Annotated in this window: 15 protein-coding genes; 2 read left to right on the top strand and 13 right to left on the bottom strand. The window is 27.8% G+C overall.

Going from position 1 to position 19,147, the window contains the following annotated elements:
* Window positions 1-357: 357 nt before the first annotated feature.
* The 3 genes from R4K56_RS12295 to glgP all read right to left on the bottom strand — a co-directional run bounded on the left by R4K56_RS12295 (window position 358) and on the right by glgP (window position 4,978).
* Window positions 358-1,479, bottom strand: a complete 1,122-nt coding sequence (locus tag R4K56_RS12295; RefSeq protein ID WP_335772884.1) for a hypothetical protein — start codon at window positions 1,477-1,479, stop codon at window positions 358-360.
* 47 nt (window positions 1,480-1,526) lie between these two features.
* Complete coding sequence (locus R4K56_RS12300; RefSeq protein WP_335758198.1) at window positions 1,527-2,225, bottom strand: DUF554 domain-containing protein; 699 nt, start codon at window positions 2,223-2,225, stop codon at window positions 1,527-1,529.
* Window positions 2,226-2,416: 191 nt separating this feature from the next.
* Window positions 2,417-4,978, bottom strand: a complete 2,562-nt coding sequence (gene glgP, locus R4K56_RS12305; protein ID WP_335772885.1) for an alpha-glucan family phosphorylase — start codon at window positions 4,976-4,978, stop codon at window positions 2,417-2,419.
* A 389-nt stretch (window positions 4,979-5,367) separates the two neighbouring features.
* On the opposite strand from glgP, the gene aroF reads away from it, so the two are divergent.
* The gene (gene aroF, locus R4K56_RS12310; protein WP_335758196.1) at window positions 5,368-6,411 is read left to right on the top strand and encodes a 3-deoxy-7-phosphoheptulonate synthase; all 1,044 of its coding nucleotides are present in this window, start codon (window positions 5,368-5,370) and stop codon (window positions 6,409-6,411) included.
* A 151-nt stretch (window positions 6,412-6,562) separates the two neighbouring features.
* Here the strand turns inward: aroF and R4K56_RS12315 are convergent, their stop codons facing one another.
* The 6 genes from R4K56_RS12315 to R4K56_RS12340 all read right to left on the bottom strand — a co-directional run bounded on the left by R4K56_RS12315 (window position 6,563) and on the right by R4K56_RS12340 (window position 13,063).
* Window positions 6,563-7,516: a peptidylprolyl isomerase gene (locus R4K56_RS12315; protein WP_335758195.1), complete on the bottom strand. Its 954-nt coding sequence runs from the start codon at window positions 7,514-7,516 to the stop codon at window positions 6,563-6,565.
* A gap of 98 nt (window positions 7,517-7,614) precedes the next feature.
* Window positions 7,615-9,090 (bottom strand): B12-binding domain-containing radical SAM protein, encoded by a 1,476-nt coding sequence (locus tag R4K56_RS12320; RefSeq protein WP_335772886.1) that lies wholly within the window; start codon window positions 9,088-9,090, stop codon window positions 7,615-7,617.
* 4 nt (window positions 9,091-9,094) lie between these two features.
* The gene (locus R4K56_RS12325) at window positions 9,095-9,538 is read right to left on the bottom strand and encodes a YkgJ family cysteine cluster protein (protein ID WP_335772887.1); all 444 of its coding nucleotides are present in this window, start codon (window positions 9,536-9,538) and stop codon (window positions 9,095-9,097) included.
* Window positions 9,539-9,604: 66 nt separating this feature from the next.
* Complete coding sequence (locus tag R4K56_RS12330) at window positions 9,605-10,045, bottom strand: MarR family winged helix-turn-helix transcriptional regulator (protein ID WP_335758192.1); 441 nt, start codon at window positions 10,043-10,045, stop codon at window positions 9,605-9,607.
* Between the two features lie 157 nt (window positions 10,046-10,202).
* Window positions 10,203-12,431: a glycoside hydrolase family 2 protein gene (locus tag R4K56_RS12335; RefSeq protein ID WP_335772888.1), complete on the bottom strand. Its 2,229-nt coding sequence runs from the start codon at window positions 12,429-12,431 to the stop codon at window positions 10,203-10,205.
* Window positions 12,432-12,631: 200 nt separating this feature from the next.
* A complete protein-coding gene (locus tag R4K56_RS12340) occupies window positions 12,632-13,063 on the bottom strand; it encodes a hypothetical protein (protein WP_335772889.1) in 432 nt (143 codons plus the stop codon).
* Window positions 13,064-13,270: 207 nt separating this feature from the next.
* Between R4K56_RS12340 and R4K56_RS12345 the strand changes: the two genes are divergently transcribed.
* Complete coding sequence (locus R4K56_RS12345; protein ID WP_335772890.1) at window positions 13,271-14,344, top strand: ankyrin repeat domain-containing protein; 1,074 nt, start codon at window positions 13,271-13,273, stop codon at window positions 14,342-14,344.
* Between the two features lie 391 nt (window positions 14,345-14,735).
* On the opposite strand, the gene R4K56_RS12350 is transcribed toward R4K56_RS12345, so the two are convergent.
* From R4K56_RS12350 to R4K56_RS12365, 4 genes are read right to left on the bottom strand one after another with little or no spacing between them, the layout of a single operon-like run.
* On the bottom strand, window positions 14,736-15,419 hold the full coding sequence (locus R4K56_RS12350; RefSeq protein WP_335773165.1) for a tetratricopeptide repeat protein: 684 nt from the start codon (window positions 15,417-15,419) through the stop codon (window positions 14,736-14,738).
* 21 nt (window positions 15,420-15,440) lie between these two features.
* Window positions 15,441-17,186 (bottom strand): BatD family protein, encoded by a 1,746-nt coding sequence (locus R4K56_RS12355; protein WP_335773166.1) that lies wholly within the window; start codon window positions 17,184-17,186, stop codon window positions 15,441-15,443.
* Entirely contained in the window at window positions 17,140-18,030 is an 891-nt protein-coding gene (locus R4K56_RS12360; RefSeq protein WP_335769414.1) for a tetratricopeptide repeat protein, read from the bottom strand. Before R4K56_RS12360 ends, R4K56_RS12355 begins: the two co-directional genes overlap by 47 nt.
* Before the next feature lie 14 nt (window positions 18,031-18,044).
* Window positions 18,045-19,067, bottom strand: a complete 1,023-nt coding sequence (locus R4K56_RS12365) for a vWA domain-containing protein (protein ID WP_335773167.1) — start codon at window positions 19,065-19,067, stop codon at window positions 18,045-18,047.
* Between the last annotated feature and the right edge of the window lie 80 nt (window positions 19,068-19,147).

Below are 19,147 nucleotides of genomic sequence, written 5' to 3' on the forward strand. Positions count from 1 at the left end.
TATACTAAAAATTTTTAAGTTTGTCAATTTTTTTGTTGTTCTTTTTCCCGCCGCACGCCACAGGCGGACAGCGTCAAAGAACCTATATCCTCGACAGGCTCGGATACGCTCCGCGAAAGTGCAATTAAATAATTAGTATTAAATCATACTAAAATTGTTTTACATGTAAGATAGCTTATTAATTTAAGCACACCTAAAGGTGGACTTCGTCAAATATAGCCCTTCGCCTCAGGTGGGCTGTGCCTGCTTCTTTGGGGCACTACCAAGTAGGTGCCTAATCGGCAAAAGAAGTAGGGTGCTGTACGCTGTACTTCTTAAGGGCAAAGCCCCAGATATAAAAGCAAAAATATTAATATATTAATTATAATTTTTTATCTTTTCTATCCAACTTTTATATTCTTCATCTGATATTTCATCTAATATTTTAACATAAGGATTCAACTTTTGATGAGGCTTAGAAAAATAACTCATATCCCATTTTATAGGTTTATTCCACATTCCTTTGCTATCCATAATTATAATATGTGTTCCGTCTATATCTGGTATTTCTTCCGGTGACATATCTCCGTATAACATATTCATTAATTCTAATTCACCATTTTCGTTTTCTATTTTGTATGTTCCGTCTTTTTGTAGAGCGTATATTGTATAGTATTGCTGATGTGCTTGAGCTTCTATTAATTCCTTAGCATGAGAAACACCTGTTGCTATATTATAAACAGTTTCATTGAATTCATAATTATCTATTCCGTATCTTTTTAATAAATCTTTTTTATATAATTCGCTTTCTAATAAAGTTATAAGATAGTATCCATTACTCATATCTGAAGCTTCTATATAAAAACCTCTTTCCATCTTTGGTGTTAATACCAAGACTTTTGTTTTACAGCATGCTTCTACACCTACATATATATATGATAATGTGTTAACATAAGTTTCTAAGTATTCTATATGATCTATTAAATCTAAACTTATGAAATATTTTCTTAAATCCTGATTTGAACATATAACAGTCATTACAGGAGCAATCATTGTATCTATGCCCATAAATGCTTCTAAAGGCTTATAATCTGTTCTATACATTACTTCTATACTAACATTTGCTATATCCTCTTCTGTAAGTTCATCTTCATCTACATTGTATAACTGTGATACATTATCTATAAATTTACATGCTAAATCAATATTCTTAAAAAATAAATTTATTATTCTCTTTCCGATTTCATCATCAGCTTTTTCACAGTGATGCAAAGCATGTCCTACAAAATTTGCTGCATAATATGATTTTAATATATCCATATTATCAAATTCTAATGATATCTCTCTGCAAATATCCATTTCTTCTTCATGATTATTTTTTACATATTCTTTCAATTTTAAGAATTTATCATTTTGAGATATTAATTTTTTATTTATAACCTCATCAATATTCGCTTTTTGTTTAGTATAATCAATATATTCTTTTACTGCATTATTCATACGATTATCTCTCCTAACTTTTAATTATATATTCTTTAATTATTATATCATAAAAAATTAATATACGGTATAAGCAAAACTAGCAATATTGCATAAACTAAAGCCGGAAGGAAATCACCTGTTTTAATTTTTGCTAATTTTAATAAATTTATTCCAATCATCATAACAGTAGCTCCTCCAACAGCTGAAATTTCTGTTAACATTGTTTCTGATACATAAGGTTCTAAGAATGATGAAAGTATAGTTAAAGTACCTTGATAAAGGAATATGCTTATTATAGAGAATGCAACACCAATACCATAAACTGTAGACATAAATATTGCCACAAATCCGTCTATAACACTTTTAGTAAATATTAAATCGTATACTCCTTGAGTTCCAGCTTGAAAAGAACCAAGTATAGACATAGAGCCTGAACAAAATAATATAGAAGATGTTAAAAATCCCAAAGCAAAACTTCCTGAATTTTCTTTTAGAGTTAATTTTCTTTTTAAGAACTCTCCGAAATTTTCTATCTTTTGCTCTATTTTTAAGAATGTGCCTGTAATTCCTCCAAGCATTATAGATACAGCAAATATTAATATATGCTTTGTGGTTATTGCCATGCTTATACCTATTGTAAGTGATATTATACCAGCAGATATAAACACAGGTTCTTCATATCTTTTTGATAATTTATTTTTAAATATAAGTCCAATTAAAGAGCCTATTAATACAGCTACCATATTTACGAAAACGGCTATCATAGTAAATCCTATATAAGAAATTGAATGTTATTATTTTAATCAGAAAATGTTTTTTTATTAAAATTAGTTTTTTAATAAGATAAAATATAATATTTGTTTAGAATTTTATCAATAGTATTTTTTAAAAATAAAAAGGGCTTAAACTTTTTTAAGTCTAAGCCCTCATATTTATATAGTTACCGTTTTAAGTATTAACCCCATATAATAAGTTTCATATCGAATTTATAACTTAAGTCTTTATTGTATGGATACATTCTTATAGCATAACCGCTTTGACCGCTATTAACACATTCTAACATACCAGAGAATGAATGTCTTCCATTTCCTAAATCTGCAGAATGTTGCATTTCAACGATAATAGGCTCAAGTATATCTTCTTTCATGCTTAATTTACCATAATAAAGTTCTACTCTAACTGAATCAGGAGCTATATCGCCTAAATTTACTATAGTTTTTACTTCAAATTTGCTTCCAACTTTTAAATTTCTTGAAGGCATTTCTGAAATAGTATTTTCAAATGATACTTTAGACCATTTTGAAGCTATATCTTGCTTCCAAGCTTTTAAGTTTTTAGCTTTAGCAAATTCATTTTCAGTCATATTGAAATATCTTTTGCTAGCATTGTTATAGAATTTATTGAAGTAATCAGCAACCATTCTATTAGTAGAGAATACAGGACAAACAGTTTGCATACTCCATTTCATAGCAGCAACCCATTGTCTAGGAATATTATCTCTTCCTCTGTCATAGAATAGAGGTATAATTTCATTTTCTAATACATTATAAAGAGCTTTACTTTCAACTTCATCTTGATATTCTAAATCAGTATATTCTTCTCTGTTACCGATAGGCCAGCCGTTTTGACCGTCATAAGCTTCGTCCCACCAACCATCTAATACGCTGAAGTTTAAACCTCCGTTTGGTGGTACTTTCATTCCGCTTGTACCGCTTGCTTCTAAAGGTCTTCTTGGGTTGTTAAGCCATACGTCAACACCTTGTACCATATATCTAGCTACATTGATATCATAGTCTTCAATGAATACTATATGATCTCTTAAATCTTCTCTTCTGCATATTTCAGCAATATTTCTGATTAATTCTTTACCGCCATTATCATGTGGGTGAGCTTTACCAGCAAATATTATTTGTACAGGTCTTTCAGAATTATTAACTATTTTCTTTAATCTTTCTAAATCTCTGAAAAGTAATGTTCCTCTTTTGTAAGTAGCAAATCTTCTAGCGAAACCTATTGTTAAAGCTTCAGGAGAAAGTATTTGATCAGCATGTTCTATTTCGCTTTTTGTGAATCCTCTGTTTGTTATTTGTGTTTTTAATCTTTCTCTACAGAAGTCAATAAGTCTTTCTTTTCTTCTTTCATGAGTTCTCCAAAGTTCAGCATCAGGTATTTTTTGAACTCTTTCCCAAATTTCATATTCTAAAGGTTTAGTTCTCCAACGAGGTCCTAAATATCTGTCTAATAAGTTTTGCATATCAAAAGATATCCAGCTTAAAGTGTGAATACCATTTGTAATAGAATCTATAGGAAGCTCATTAACTGGAACACCTTTCCAGATATCTTTCCACATAGCTCTTGATACATGTCCGTGAAGTTCACTAACACCGTTATTTTCAGCAGAAAGGTTAAGAGCAAGTACTGTCATACAGAAACTTTCTTTTTGATCATCTGGATTGATTCTTCCAAGTCTTATGAATTCGTCCATAGTCATATCGATATGCTTAACATATTCTGTGAAATATTTTTGAATCATATCTATAGGGAATATATCATTACCAGCAGGTACAGGAGTGTGAGTTGTAAATATGTTAGAACTGAATACAACTTCTCTTGCTGTATTTTTATCTAAATGATTATTTTCTATTAATTGTCTTATTCTTTCTAAAGAGAGGAAAGCACTGTGACCTTCGTTCATGTGGTATATAGTAGGTTTAATTCCTAATTTTTCTAAAGCTTTAACACCGCCAATACCAAGTAATATTTCCTGCTGTATTCTAGTTTCTAAATTACCGCCGTAAAGCTGAGCAGTAATGTCTCTATCTTCAACACTGTTTTCTTCTATATTAGCATCTAAGTAATAAAGTTCTATTCTTCCTACATTAGCTTTCCAAATTTGAGCATAAACTTTTCTTCCAGGCAGATCAACATCTACTTTCATAGTTTCGCCGTTTTTATCTAAAACTTTTTCTAAAGCCAAGTTAAAGAAGTCATTTTCTATATCATATTCTTGTTGCCAACCATCAGCATTTAAATATTGTCTGAAATATCCTTTTCTGTATAAAAGACCAACTGCTACTAAAGGCAAACCTAAATCACTAGCAGATTTTAAATGGTCTCCGGATAATATACCAAGACCGCCTGAATAGTTAGGTAAAGATTCATGCAAACCATATTCAAAAGAGAAATAAGCTATTTTTTCATTATGAGTTTTTTGACTTTCATCTAAACTATCATACCAAGTTTCTTGTTTCATGTAAGTTTTAAACTCATCATAAACTTCAGCTAAGTTCATCATAGCAGCATCATCTTGAAGCATAGCATCAAAACGTTCCTGTAAAGATTCTCCAAGAACTCTTATAGGGTTATGATCTCTTTCATCCCAGTTATCAATGTCTATAGTTCTTAATAAAGTTACTGCTTTTTGGTTCCAGCACCACCAAAAGTTTTTAGTAATTTCTATGAGTGGTTCTAATTCTTTTGGTACGGATGGGGAAACCATATATTTATTTAATTTCATAAAAAATACCGCCTTAAAAAATTATTTTAGCTATATATTTTACTTATTCTATAATATTTTATAATAAAATCAATGAATTTATTTATATATACGTTGTTATTTTTAGATAAAATTACAATTATTTTTTCTTGACTTTTATCAATATTTATATATAATATATTACTATGAAAGGTAAGATTTTTACTAACTCTATCATAAGCAGCTCTTTTTGCTTCTCATTTTTCTTTAGCTTTTTTGGCGTTTAAGGCGCCAGTATAATATTCTATCATTTTCACAAACAATACAAATATATAAAATTAAATTTTTTAATTTAACATTTTTCATGATAAAAAACTATAAAAACAATTAATTAACATAATATTTTAAATTTATTAAGGAGATTTATTACTATGATTATTGTAATGAAACCAAATGCTAAAGAAGAATATATAAATAATATAACAGACAGACTTATTGAAGCAGGATTAGGCACTAATAAGATAGTAGGTGTTGACTGTACTGTTATAGGTATAGTAGGGGATACTTCTAAGGTTGACAGAGAATTAATGGCTACTTTACCAGGTGTTGCTAGAGTTTTAAAAGTACAAGAACCTTTCAAAAGAGCAAACAGAGCTTTCAAAAAAGAAGATACTGTAGTTGATGTAAGCGGTGTAAAAATAGGTGCAGGAAAGCCAGTTATAATTGCAGGCCCTTGTTCTGTAGAAAGTGAGGAACAGGTTATTAATATTGCTAAAAGTGTAAAAGCTGCTGGTGCTTCAATACTTAGAGGAGGAGCTTTCAAGCCTAGAACTTCCCCTTATGCTTTCCAAGGTTTGGCTCTTGACGGACTTAAAATATTAAAGCTTGCTAAAGAAGAAGTTGGTATACCTATAGTAAGTGAGATTGTATCTATAAGACATTTAGAAGATTTTGAAAATACTGTTGATATGATACAGATTGGTGCAAGAAATATGCAGAATTTCGAGCTTTTAAAAGAAGTAGGAAAATTAAAAAAGCCTATACTTTTAAAAAGAGGTTTAGCTAATACTATGGAAGAATGGCTAATGAGTGCTGAATATATACTTGATAAAGGAAACAGCGATGTAGTATTATGTGAAAGAGGAATAAGAACTTTTGAAACTTATACTAGAAATACTTTCGATGTTTCTGCTATACCTATGATAAAAAGAATGAGCCATTTGCCAGTAATAGGGGATCCTTCTCATGCAAGCGGTAAATCTTGGATGGCACTTCCTTTGACTTTAGCTGCTCTTGCTGCTGGTGCTGACGGTATGATAATAGAAGTACATAATGACCCTGAACATGCTTTATGCGATGGTGCTCAGTCTATAAAACCAGATACTTTTGAAGAAATTATGGCTTCTGTTAATATGATGGCTGAAACTGTAAGCAAAATAAAAGAACGTCATGGCGGTAAGATTTATACTAAATAATTTTTTATAAGTATTAAGTATAAAAATATAATTATAAAAATGTTTGAATAAATTTATTAAAATAAAAAGCCTGCTCATAAATAATTATGAACAGGCTTTATTTATTATTTTATTATTATTAATTTTTAGTCAATGTATAATTAAAATATTTTTATTTATATAATTGTACAGATACTCTTTTAGTTTCTTCATCTAGCCATTTTACAAAAGATTCTCTCATACGTATTTCACCAAGATAGTTTTTCACTCTTGTTCTTATGCTTTCCATATCTTTTTCAACACCAACTATTTTTACTATATAAAAACCTTTTCCTACTAATTCTCTTACGCTGCTTACAGTACCTACTTTGTATCCTCTTTTAGCTAAATTAAGACCGGCATTTATTTGGGCAGGTAATGATCTTTTTCCAGCATCATATAGTAAATTGTAGCCTAAATCTCCGCCGTTATCTTTTGTAGCAGCATCGTCGCTGTATTTTTTAGCAAGTTCTGCAAAATCCTGTCCTCTTGCCGCCATACCTCTTACTTTTTTTGCTAATTCCTGTTTTTCGCCTTTTTCTGTGAATGTTGTGGCTTTGAAAAATATCCAAGAAAGTTTTACTAATGTATCTACTTCAAATGCTGATTTATCTTTTGTGCTGTTATAGAATTCGTCTGCTTCAGCATCTGTTATTTCTGTATTATTAACTACTAATCCATTTAAATTTTCCATAGCTATTTGTTTTCTTATAGAATTTCTGTATTCTTCATAAGATATTCCTTCAGCCATTAATTGCTTTGCAAATTGGTCTAAAGTCATATTATATTGTTTTGCTATGTTTTCTAATCTTCTGCTTACATCATTTTCTTCTATAACATAATTGTATTCTTTTAGTTTTAAATACATTATTCTTTCTTCTATTAAATCTTTGTAAACCATATCATCATTAATTTTTTGTCCTATAGATCTAGCCTGAAGTCTTAAAAAAGTTCTTCTGCTTATGAAATCTTCATAGGTGATTGGCATAGAACCTACTATTCCCACAATGCTATTAACTACATCATTAAATAATAAATTACTTTGTATAAAAATTATAGATAATATAAAAACAAATATTTTTTTCATCTAAATTATGTTCCTTGAATATTCAAAATATTTATGCTATATAAAACCATAATAAAAGAATATCATTAAAATTGCTAATATGCAAGTATAAATTTTTTTTACATTGCATCATTATCTTTCATATAATATGATAATACATTCTTTAATGATCTTATATGATATTTTATATCGTAAATATCTCTTATGCTTTTTATTTTATTTAATACATATAGAGGATTAAAAGATAAATTATAGAAATATTCTATATATTTAAATATTTTTTCATCTTCTATATCTAATTCCATTACATTTTTTCTCATATCATAATCGAACCAATTTTTTGTTGTAATTAGATTATGTTCATCGCAGTATTCAAATAGTTTAGTTCCCGGATATGGTACAAATATAGATGCATTCATTGAGTTAATATAACCATTCAGCATTAAATCTTTTACTATTTCAAAAGTATTTATTATATCTTCATTATTTTCCCAAGGATATCCTATTTTTACCATCATATCTGTAAATAGTCCGGCTTTTCTAGCTAATTTGATAGAGTTTACTATATTTTCTATATTATTGTTTTTTATTCCAAGATGTTCTATTGTTTTAGTATTTCCAGAAGGCAAATTAAAAATAACAGTTTTAAATCCTGCTTTTTTCATCATTTTATAATCTTGATATTCCAAAACTCCAAGATATATATAACAATCTATATGCACTTTTTTATTTAATTTTCTTTCTTTCATAGTTTCACAGAATAATGAAAGCCATTCTCCTGTAGGAAAGTAAACTGTTCCGTCTAATATTTCTTTTATGCCATAACGTTTATTTAAATATTCTATTTCGTCTACTACATTAATAGGATTTCTTAATCTTATATTGTTAAAAAGTATATTAGACGAATTACTGTTATAGTTATTATATATAGAGCCTCTGCCAGCCATTATAAATGTTCCTGGAGTTCTCTTAAAATAATCATTTGATTTGGAATATAATTTCCAGTTAGTAAGGTTTCTGTCTATAAATGGAAGTCTGTCTAATGATTCATCTAATACAAATTTTCCAGTATTTCTTATATTTCCATTTATTGTTCTATAGTATATTCCTTTATCTAATTTTTCTCCGTTATTAATATGATTAACCAAATTCAAAAGAAGCATATCATAATCACCGCCTGTTAGTATGAAATCTGCTTTTGATTTTTCCATACTTTCTTCTGGTAAGGCTGTAACATGATCTCCTGCTAAAACTATATAAGTATCTTCATATTTTCCTTTTAGTACTTCTATTGTATCCCATATATAATTAATAAGAGGAGTTTTTACTTCAAAAAATATTAAGTCTGGAGATATACTTTCTATATTTTCAAACCATTCTATAGTTGTCATACTTCTTGCTATTGTATCAAGAAATACAACATTAATACCATTATTTTTTAAAAGAGTAGCTGCATAAGATGGAATAATAGGGTATGAAAAAGATGGATTTCTTAACCATTGAAATTGTCTATTTAAAGATATCAGAGGATATCCATTATTATATTCAAACGGCGGATATGTTATGCATACTCTTTTGATTTTTTGTTTTTTCATAATATTATTTATTTTTTACTTTTTTAGCAGTTTTTTTCTTGCTGCTTGATTTTTTCTTTATAATTTTATTTTCATAAACATATTTTTCCAATTCATATTGATCATCAAAGATTATATCATACCATTCTTCGTATCTTTCACATTTTGGAGGGCTATGCTTTGAACAAATTTCATTTCTGTTTTCATAATTTTTACAAAGATAAGTTTTTTTATCTAAATATCTGCATTCGCTTCTTATCATATGATACCAAGTTTTTTCATATATAAAAATAAATGAATGTCTGAAATGTAAATACCATTTTAATGTATTAAGTTCGCTTTCATTTTTAGGTGGAGCTATTTCCATAACCAAGTCATGACAGCATAAAGAATTACAATCCGCACATAATTTTTCACTAACTTTTTCTTGTCTGTTTTTTAAAAGACTATCTGAAGGTATAACTTTCAAAATAAAACCGCCTTTATATAGTATTAATTATATTATTATAATGATTATTAATATAAATTCAATATATTAGTTATTAAAATAATTTTCCATAAAATTGATAAGTTTCTTTTGAGGTTCTACATAATTTTTTATTTCTTCTGCTGATAAGCATTTTAGCATTGCTACATCTAATTTTTCTAATTCTTTTAAAATAGGTTCAGCAAAAGTTAATCCTTTTTTTGTTAAACTTATTAATCTGTTTCTTTTATCTTCAGGATTAATTTTTTTCTTTATATATCCTTTTTTTTCAAAATTATCTAATATAGAACATACAGTTTGTTTTGGTACAGATAATTTTTCTGTTATTGTGTTTTGCATACATTCTTTACTATTATATATGATAAATAAAGTAAATAATGCTAAATCTGTAATACCGTATTGTTTAGCCCACAAATAATAAAATCTATTAGAAGTGTACCAAAAATCATATATAACTTCTACATATTTTTTTATATCTTCATTTTTCATTGGGTTTACCTGCTTTAATAAATTTTCTAATTATATTAAACAATAAATTTAAAATAAAACAAGTATTGTTATTTATGAGTATATAATTTTATAATAAAAAAGGGCCTGAATATTATATATTCAAGCCCTATAAATAATTTTATTTATACTAAATTAATTATTTTACTTTGATTTCTAAAGTTTGATCAGCAACTCTTTTATTTTTTACAGTTACTTTTATGCTTCCTTTTTTATCATTTGATTTAACCCAGAAAGAATAGTAACCGCCTTCAAGTACAGGATTATCGTTTCCTATTAATTCTCCGTCACCTTGAACATCTATTATTATAGCTTCATTTATATATGGAAGTCTATTTCCTACAGCATCAACAGCTTTTACTGTAATTCTAGTACAGTCCCAAGTAGAACCATCATTTATAGAATTTATTTCTGTATCATCAGCTTTTACTTCTAATGCTTTGAAAGTAGGGTTGCTTAAATAAGTTTTTTCTATAGCTGGTTTTCCATCTATATAGCCGACTATTCTAATATCAACCCAGTCCATTTCACTTACACCAGGAATATTAACAGCTAAATTTACTATTACAGGAGGATGTTTTAAGCCTTGATATTTTCCAGTTGCTGGGTATTCTTTAGTTATTAAATCATTATTATGATATATTTCTATATAATCACAGTTTGTAGAAATCATTAAAGGTGAAACACCTCCTATAGATCTTTCTCCTCTGGCATATAATGTTATAGGTTCTAATACTATACCATTCTTTTTACTCATTTGTGATGAATATACGCTTGCAGCCAATTTTGGATTTCTAAACATATCATAAACACCATGATAACAAATTCTGTCTCCAGAACCGAAATTATAATGTGTATGATAATCGAAAGTACACCAACCAGTAGAACCAGCAAGATGTTTATCTATAGCAACAGCATTAATTACAGCATAATGTCTTCTAGTATGTTCAATAGTTCTTTCTTCACAGTCATGCATTTTAGTAGGGAACATGTGTCCGTTATATTCTGTTATCATATAAGGAACATTTTTATCCAATCTAGTTACACATTTCTGAGCTCTTATAGGATCTGCAACACCATCTAAATTAAAGTCATTCATTGTGTATACATCTTCTAATAGTTCGCTTCCAACTATATATCTTACACCGCCTGTTTGTCTAGTTTTATCTAATTTATGAGCAACTTCATTAGTTTCTGTGTAGAAATCATGATTATCCTGACTTTCATTGATTCTTACCCCCCATATTATAATAGAAGCATGGTGGAAATCTCTTTCTATCATATCTTTAACATTTTCTACAGAAACTTTTTGCCAAGCTTTATCGCCTATATGCTGCCAGCCAGGAATTTCTTCAAATACCATTAAACCTATTTCATCGCATCTGTCTAAGAAATGTCTTGAAGCAGGGTAATGTGAAGAACGTACAACATTAAGACCTAAATCGAATTTTAATATATCAGCATCTTTTTTCTGTATTCTTTCAGGCATAGCATAACCAACATAAGGGAAACTTTGATGTCTGTTTAATCCTCTTAATTTGATTTTCTCTCCATTTAAGAAGAAGCCATCTTCTTTAAACTCAACAGTTCTGAATCCTATTCTTACAGAAAGTGCATCTTCATTAGAAAGAGTAGCTTCTGCTTTATAAAGTCTAGGATTATCAATAGTCCAAAGTTCTATTCTGTCAGAATCTATATGTTCATTTATTTCTATATCTGTAAATAATTCACCGCTTTGTAAAGTTACTTCTTTTTCTATTTTACATATATGATATTCTCTATTATAAAGATCTATAGAAACTTTTTCTTTTACACTTTCTTTTTTACTATTTCTTATTCTTATTTTTCCTGTTAATGTTTGATCTGAAAGTCCAGTAAGCATAACATTTTCTATAGAAACATTATCTACTATTATTATTTGAACTTCTCTGTATATTCCGCCGTAACATAAATAATCTATTTCATGTCCGAATGGTGGTATATCTTTTCTTTCTGTACTGTCTAATTTTACAGATATAATATTGTCACCATCTTTTAATACATCAGTGATATCATGTATAAATGGTAAATATCCGCCTTTATGTTCTCCGAAACTTTGTCCATTAACAAATACTTCACAAGCTGCCATAGCACCTTCAAAGTTAATTAATACTCTTTTGTTTTCTAATTTTGATTTCTCATATTTGAATGAGTTTTGATATCCAGCAACAAGCCAAGTATCAGATTCATCAAAATAGTGTAAAGGTATTTCTGCAACTGTATGAGGTAAAGTAATATTTTCTCCGTTATCTAACTTTTCATTTTTCATATTATCTTTCCATTCTTTGAAAAATTTCCAGTTAGTGTTAAAATTTATTATTTCTCTCATTTTTGTACATATCTCCAAAATTTTTATATTGGATTATTTTATATTTAAAAAATAAAAAATCAATGAAAGTTTTATAAAAATATGTTAAGAATAAATTTTTTTACTATGAGATTACTATATAGCATGTTATATTTGTAATAAGCCTTTTGTTATAAAAAGAGATTTTTTATAGTATTAATAAAAAATAAGAAATAAAATTTTTAAGCGTAAGTATCTATATTATTTCCTTTGCTTGAAGAACTAGCTATAGCTGCTCTAGTAACACCGCCTGAAACATATACTCTTTTACATTCTGGGCATATATTAGTAGTTAATGTTACATTTTGGAAAATAACTTCTCCGCCGCTTTTTTCTGCTGATCTTTGATTATTAGCAACATGTTCCTGTTCATGTGATGCTACAAGCGAAGGTGCACTTGAAGGATCTATACGTGTAGGACTTTTGAATGATACCCCTATATCATTAGAGCCGTCTTGATAAGTTCTTGAAGCACATGTTTTACATACACCAACTTCGCTTAATGGAGTTTTAGATGCTGCTTCCTGAACAATATTATTGACATTATTGTTATTATTTCTTATGCTATTATTGTTTCTTATGTAAGGAGCATTATTACGAATACTTATTTCCATAATTCATACCTCTTAAATATTTAATTCTACCCCTATATTAAAATTATAAACCTATAAAAATAAATAGCAACATACCTATAGGAATATATTGTAGTTATGTTTACTAATTTCGGCATTTTATTTAGAATTTTGCAAATTTTTTATTTAATAAGTATACTTTTATTGTTTCCGATAATTATAGCGGTATTTTATAACTTGGATTTAATAATGAAGAAGATAATAATTTTACTATTTATAATATTTAATACAGCCTTATTATTTGCTCAAAATGATGAATTGATGGACTCTATAAAGAATAATGATTTAAATAAAATAAAGACATTATTGAGGGAAGGGGAGAACCTAGATTTATATAATATTAACTATGGTATGACTCCGTTAATGTATGCAACTCAAATAGGCAATATGGATATAGTAAAGGAATTATTAGATTTTGGTGCTAAAGATTTTGATTTTGCCTTTTATGTGGCATGTGCTGAAGGTTATTGGGATATAGCTGAAGAAATAATGAAAGCTGGGGCAAGTAATTATAATTTGGCTTTATCTTATGCTGCAATAGGCGGGCAATTAGAGATAGTACAGAAACTTATAGAATTAGGTGCTAAAGACATTAATCCTGCCTTAGTTTCAGCATGTGAGGGCAATCATTTAGAAGTTGTAAAATATTTAATAGATAATGGTGCCAATGTTAATACCAGAGCTTATATAGAAGCGTACAGAAATTATAAAGGTGCTGAGAGAAAATCTCCATTAACTGCCACTACCAACATTGATATAATAAAAGAATTAGTTAATGCTGGAGCAACAAATTTAAATGACGGCATAATATATAATGCTCAAGTTATATCTACTAATTTTGACAGTACATATTCTACACGCATACTTAATGAATATATTAATTTAGGTGCTGATATTAATTCTTTTAGTACAAATGACGGTAAAACATTATTGATGTATTTAATAGAAAAAAGGGATTTAGATTTTGATTTAATAAAAAAGGTTATAGATCTTGGTGCTAATGTTAATGCTAGAGATAGAAACGGCAATACAGTTTTAATACGTGCTGTAATGTATGATTATGAGGCACCTACAATGGATCCTACTTTAAACAGAAAGATATACAGAACTATAGGTACACCTCTAAATATAATAGAAGAACTTTTAGATGCTGGTGCTGATCCTAGAGAGAGAAACAGTTACGGCAACACAGCTTATAGAATAGCAGCAAGAAAGAAAAGAGATGATATAATAAAACTATTTGATGAGAGAACTTTTAAATAATACAATTTTAGTATATACCCAAACAATTATATTTTGTCAAAAATAAATTTATATTTTTGTTTTTATATCTGGGGCTTTGCCCACCGCTCTGCGTACTTCGTAACACCCCAGTTCTTTTACGACCGAAGGAAGTACTGTAAGTATTGGTATAAAAGAACCAAAAAAACTGCATTTTTAGTCTAAATCTAGGTTATACCCTACATTTCATACATATATTTTTTATATAAAGTTCTAGTAATTGCGTTTTTCGCTCTGCGTGCCGTAGGCAGCAACTTTGACGAAGTCCGCAGAGCGTGTGCTGCAAAAAAGTTGATAATATTACATAATGTGCAGTAGTCGGCAAAATGAAATTGTTTCAGTATATACCGTACTTATAAATATTATTTAAATACTATATTTTTTCAGCAACGCTTTTATTTATCCAGCCTTTGAAATTACCTTGTACATAATACCAATTAGTATATTCTTCAATTATTCTTAATTTTTGACCCTCTGCTATCTGAGAAACTATATCAGACTTTGTACTGCTTCCGCTGTATAGATTGGCATTATTAATAGTTACAATATAATCATCATTTACATAATTGCTTACTATTATTAATGGTATAAAAAATACTATTGAAACCATTACTAAAAATTTATTAATTCTTTTATTTTTAATAAATAGTAAAATAAGAATTGTAAAAAATATCAAAAATAATATTAAAAGTAAATACATAGTTATGATAAGAGCAGAATCATAATCACTGTTTCCATTTATAGAACTTATCATAGATTTTATTTCTTTATCGAAAGGCGAAATATTAAGTGCCTTCTCATAATAAAGAACAGCATATCCATTGCTTCCTATAGAGGCATAAGAAGAAGCTAAATTATAATACAAATCTTTTGAAATAAAATTTGATGAAATAATATCTTTATACAAATTATTAGCTTCTAAATATTTTCCTTCATTATAAAAAGTATTAGCACTTTCAAATAATTTATTTATTTGATCTAAGTCAGTAACTAAATTTGTTTCACCAAATAAAATATATGATTGAAATAATAAAAGCATAAATAACAATTTTTTCATATTACTTACAGTCCATATTCTTTACTTTTTTATTTTTAATTCTTTTATATATTTTATTAATTCCATAGCCATAGTATGATAATCTTCATTATTAGATGATTTTCCTGAATATAATTCAAATTTACATTTATTGATTATATTGTTAATTTCTTCTGCTTTTTCATTATCAATATAATCATTCAATTTTTGAGTACTGTCAATATTAAATTTATTTTTTAAAGCATTTAATAAATTCTTTTCTACAAGTCTGCAATATTCTTGTCTGTTATTTTCATTATAATATTTTATAATATCATCTAAATCAGAATGTTTATCTTTTTTAGAATTATTAAATAATAATTTTAGTTTTGATAACTTATTTGAATTGTATATAACTATAGATAAAAATATCAATACTATTATGTAGATATATACAATATTCATATTCAATAACATGAAATTTTTATCTTCTTTCTTTAGAGTACTATTTTTTATAGGTATAGTATTAAAATCTTCTCCGTCATTATTTACAAATAAAGCATTATTTTGACCTAATGCTGATTGTTTAATTCCAGATACTATTAAATTAATATCGCTTGAATAAACATTGGTATAACTTTTATTATCAGGAGAAAAATAACAGAAATTAATATTTGATACTGTAGATGCTCCTTCTTTCTTAGCAACTAATACATACTCTTTTACTTTTCTTCCTAGCATCTTTGTACCGTCAAACCAATTTGTTTCATAAGTTTTAGGCTGATATACTGAAAAATAATTAGTGATATTATCATTAATTTTAGGCATTGTTATTATAGATGTATTTCCTTCTCCGGTAACTTCTATTGTTATCAATAATTCTTCACCCACAACAACATTAGTTTTATTTACCTTAGCACTAAAATTAAAATTTCCTACAGCACCGGAAAAATTTTCAAATCCTTTTTTATCAGGCAAAGGCAATACTTTAATAGTAAATTTTTGCTCGCCCTCTTGAATTCTATCATAAAACATAAGCTCTTTTTCAAGAACAAAAGGCGTTGTAAATATATCTTTAGTTCCAGATTTTACAGGATACAAAACTTCTTTTTTTAATGGTATTACATTTACTCTTTTTCTATCTATTATTTCAGTAAATGAATTGTATTCTGAAGATTCTGAATAAGAAATAAAATCGGTTCTATCCGGTATTTTTGAAAAACCTAAAACATTTACTGGTATATGAGAATAAACTTTCTGTTCTATGTATATAGGTTCATACAAATATACTTCTTTTTTGCTTATTTTATTATCAATAAATATATCAATATTATAATTCATAAAATCATCAAAGCCATTACCGCTTGGAACATATTTATCATCTGCATTCCTTACAGGGGCATCAACGACTTCGATTTTAACAGGATTGGCAACATAAGTATTATTATTTACTTTTACTCTTATATCATCTATATTGTAAACACCTTCTTTATTTGCCACATAGGTATAATTATATGTTTTTATTGTTCTGTACGTACCGGAAGAATACATCATATTAACACTTTGAGATGTACCTCTTAGCACAAATCCGTCTACATCTGGAACTGTAACACGTCCGGAATTATTATTAATAGTAACAGATAATGTAAACACTTCACCTATGCCTATCTTTTCATCTGAAAATTTAGCCGTTATGGTAGTTTGTGCCAAAAGTGATGAATAAGTAATAAAGAATACTGTTAATATAACTTTAATAAAAACATTACCAATCTTTATCAATTCTTCCTCCGCCGTAATATTGATCTCCATTATCTTTATCTTTTCTATACTGTCTTAAAGATTCTAATAATCTGTCAATATCCGATTTACTGTCCTGATTGTCTTCATTTTGATTGCTGTTGTTATCTTGATCATCATTATTGTTGGAATTATTATCCTGATTATTATTATCGTTATTATTCTGATTATCCTCACCATTACTGCTGTTCTGATTGTTTTGATTATCCTGATTATCTTGATTGTTCTGATCATTATTTTGATTATTTTGGCTATTTTGGTCGCCATGATTATTGTCTTGATTATTATTATTTTCATCATTTTGACCAGAATTTCCATTATTATTATCGCTTTGACCGCTTTGATTTTCTTTATTATCCTGCTGAGTGCTAGGGCCAGTATTATTTTGATTCTTCTGTTCTTCCAGCTTTTTATAGGCATATTCTAAAGCTCTTTTGGCATTATTATCATTTGGAGCATTAACTAAAGATTCTACTAATTCATTTATAGCACCCTGATAATCTTCTCCTTCTATTCTTGTTAATCCTGCATTATAATGAATAGCACTTTTAATTTCTTTGCTTGTTTTTTCTGTAGAATTTTTCTTAGCCATATCAAATAATTGAATAGCACTGTTAAGATCCCCAATAGATGACATTGTAGTACCCATATTATAAAATATCTCTGGAGAATTAGGAACTTTACTTAACGCCTTTTCATACAAAGTTATGGCTCCGTCATAATCACCTTTTTTCATTAATCTATTTGCTTTATCTACATCTAGTTTGGCAGTTAATTCATTCAATGAAAATGCATACACATTAGTAATTGATACAAATATTAATAATAAAATTATCAGTAATTGATATTTCTTCATGTTAAATTCCTATTTTAATATGATTCTGCTTTTTTCTTAATTACGCTTTCTTTATTGTTATTTTTAATTCTTATTTGAGTTAATATATTAAGTATGCTTGATATAAAAATCAATCCTACAGAAATAGCGAGAAATATCTGAAATCTCTCTTTATAACTTCTAGTATTATTTATAGAAGCTACACTGTCCATATTATTTTTCATATCATTAAATATATTATCCAATGAAACATTTTCTGCTATATAGCTTTTTCCTGATGTAGAATCAGCTATCAACTTTAATGTATTATCATCTCTCTTTGAAATTATAGTTTTTTCTCTTACACCCAAATCTGTACTTATAGATGCACCTGCTGTTGTTCCTACACCTATAGTATATACGCTTATATTCATTTCTTTTAACCGTTTTAAAACCTCATCAAAATATCCGCCATGATCTTCACCATCTGTTATTAGAACTATTGCTTTTTTACTTACAGCATCCACATTAAATGTATTTTTTGCTGTAAGTAAGGCATCAGCTATTCTAGTACCTTGTAATGTAACGGATTTTGTAGTTAAATTATTCAATATATATGAAAAAGTTTCCATATCCTGCGTAAAAGGCGAAGCTATAAAACTTGTTCCAGCAAATCCAACTAAAGCAACAGATAAATTATCAGTGCTTTTAACGAATTTTTCTATTTCCATTTTAGCTCTTTCTAGTCTTGAAGGCCATACATCATAAGCGTCCATAGACCTAGATAAGTCTAATGCTATAGTTACCATATAATTATCTGTTTTTATTTTTTGTTCTATTATTCCCCATTTAGGCTGCATTAAAGCAAATATCAAGCATGCTACTGCAAGAATCATAAATATAATAGAAAATATCCTTAAATTTGATATTCTCTTATAATTTCTATCATTTTGAAAATTAGAATTTTTTGTAAATACTGACAATACTTTATGTACTTTCTTTCTTGAAAATATAAACAATATTATAAGTACAGGAATCAGTATGTAAAAAATTATAAATTTAAAATCCCCAAAAAACATTATTTTCCTTTTATAAAATAAATTTACTATATTATACCTATATTTGGTATAATAATCAATATCACTATTTTTTTATAAAT

It is taken from the genome of Brachyspira pulli (assembly GCF_036997785.1).
In the GTDB taxonomy this organism is placed as follows: Bacteria; Spirochaetota; Brachyspiria; order Brachyspirales; family Brachyspiraceae; genus Brachyspira; species Brachyspira pulli.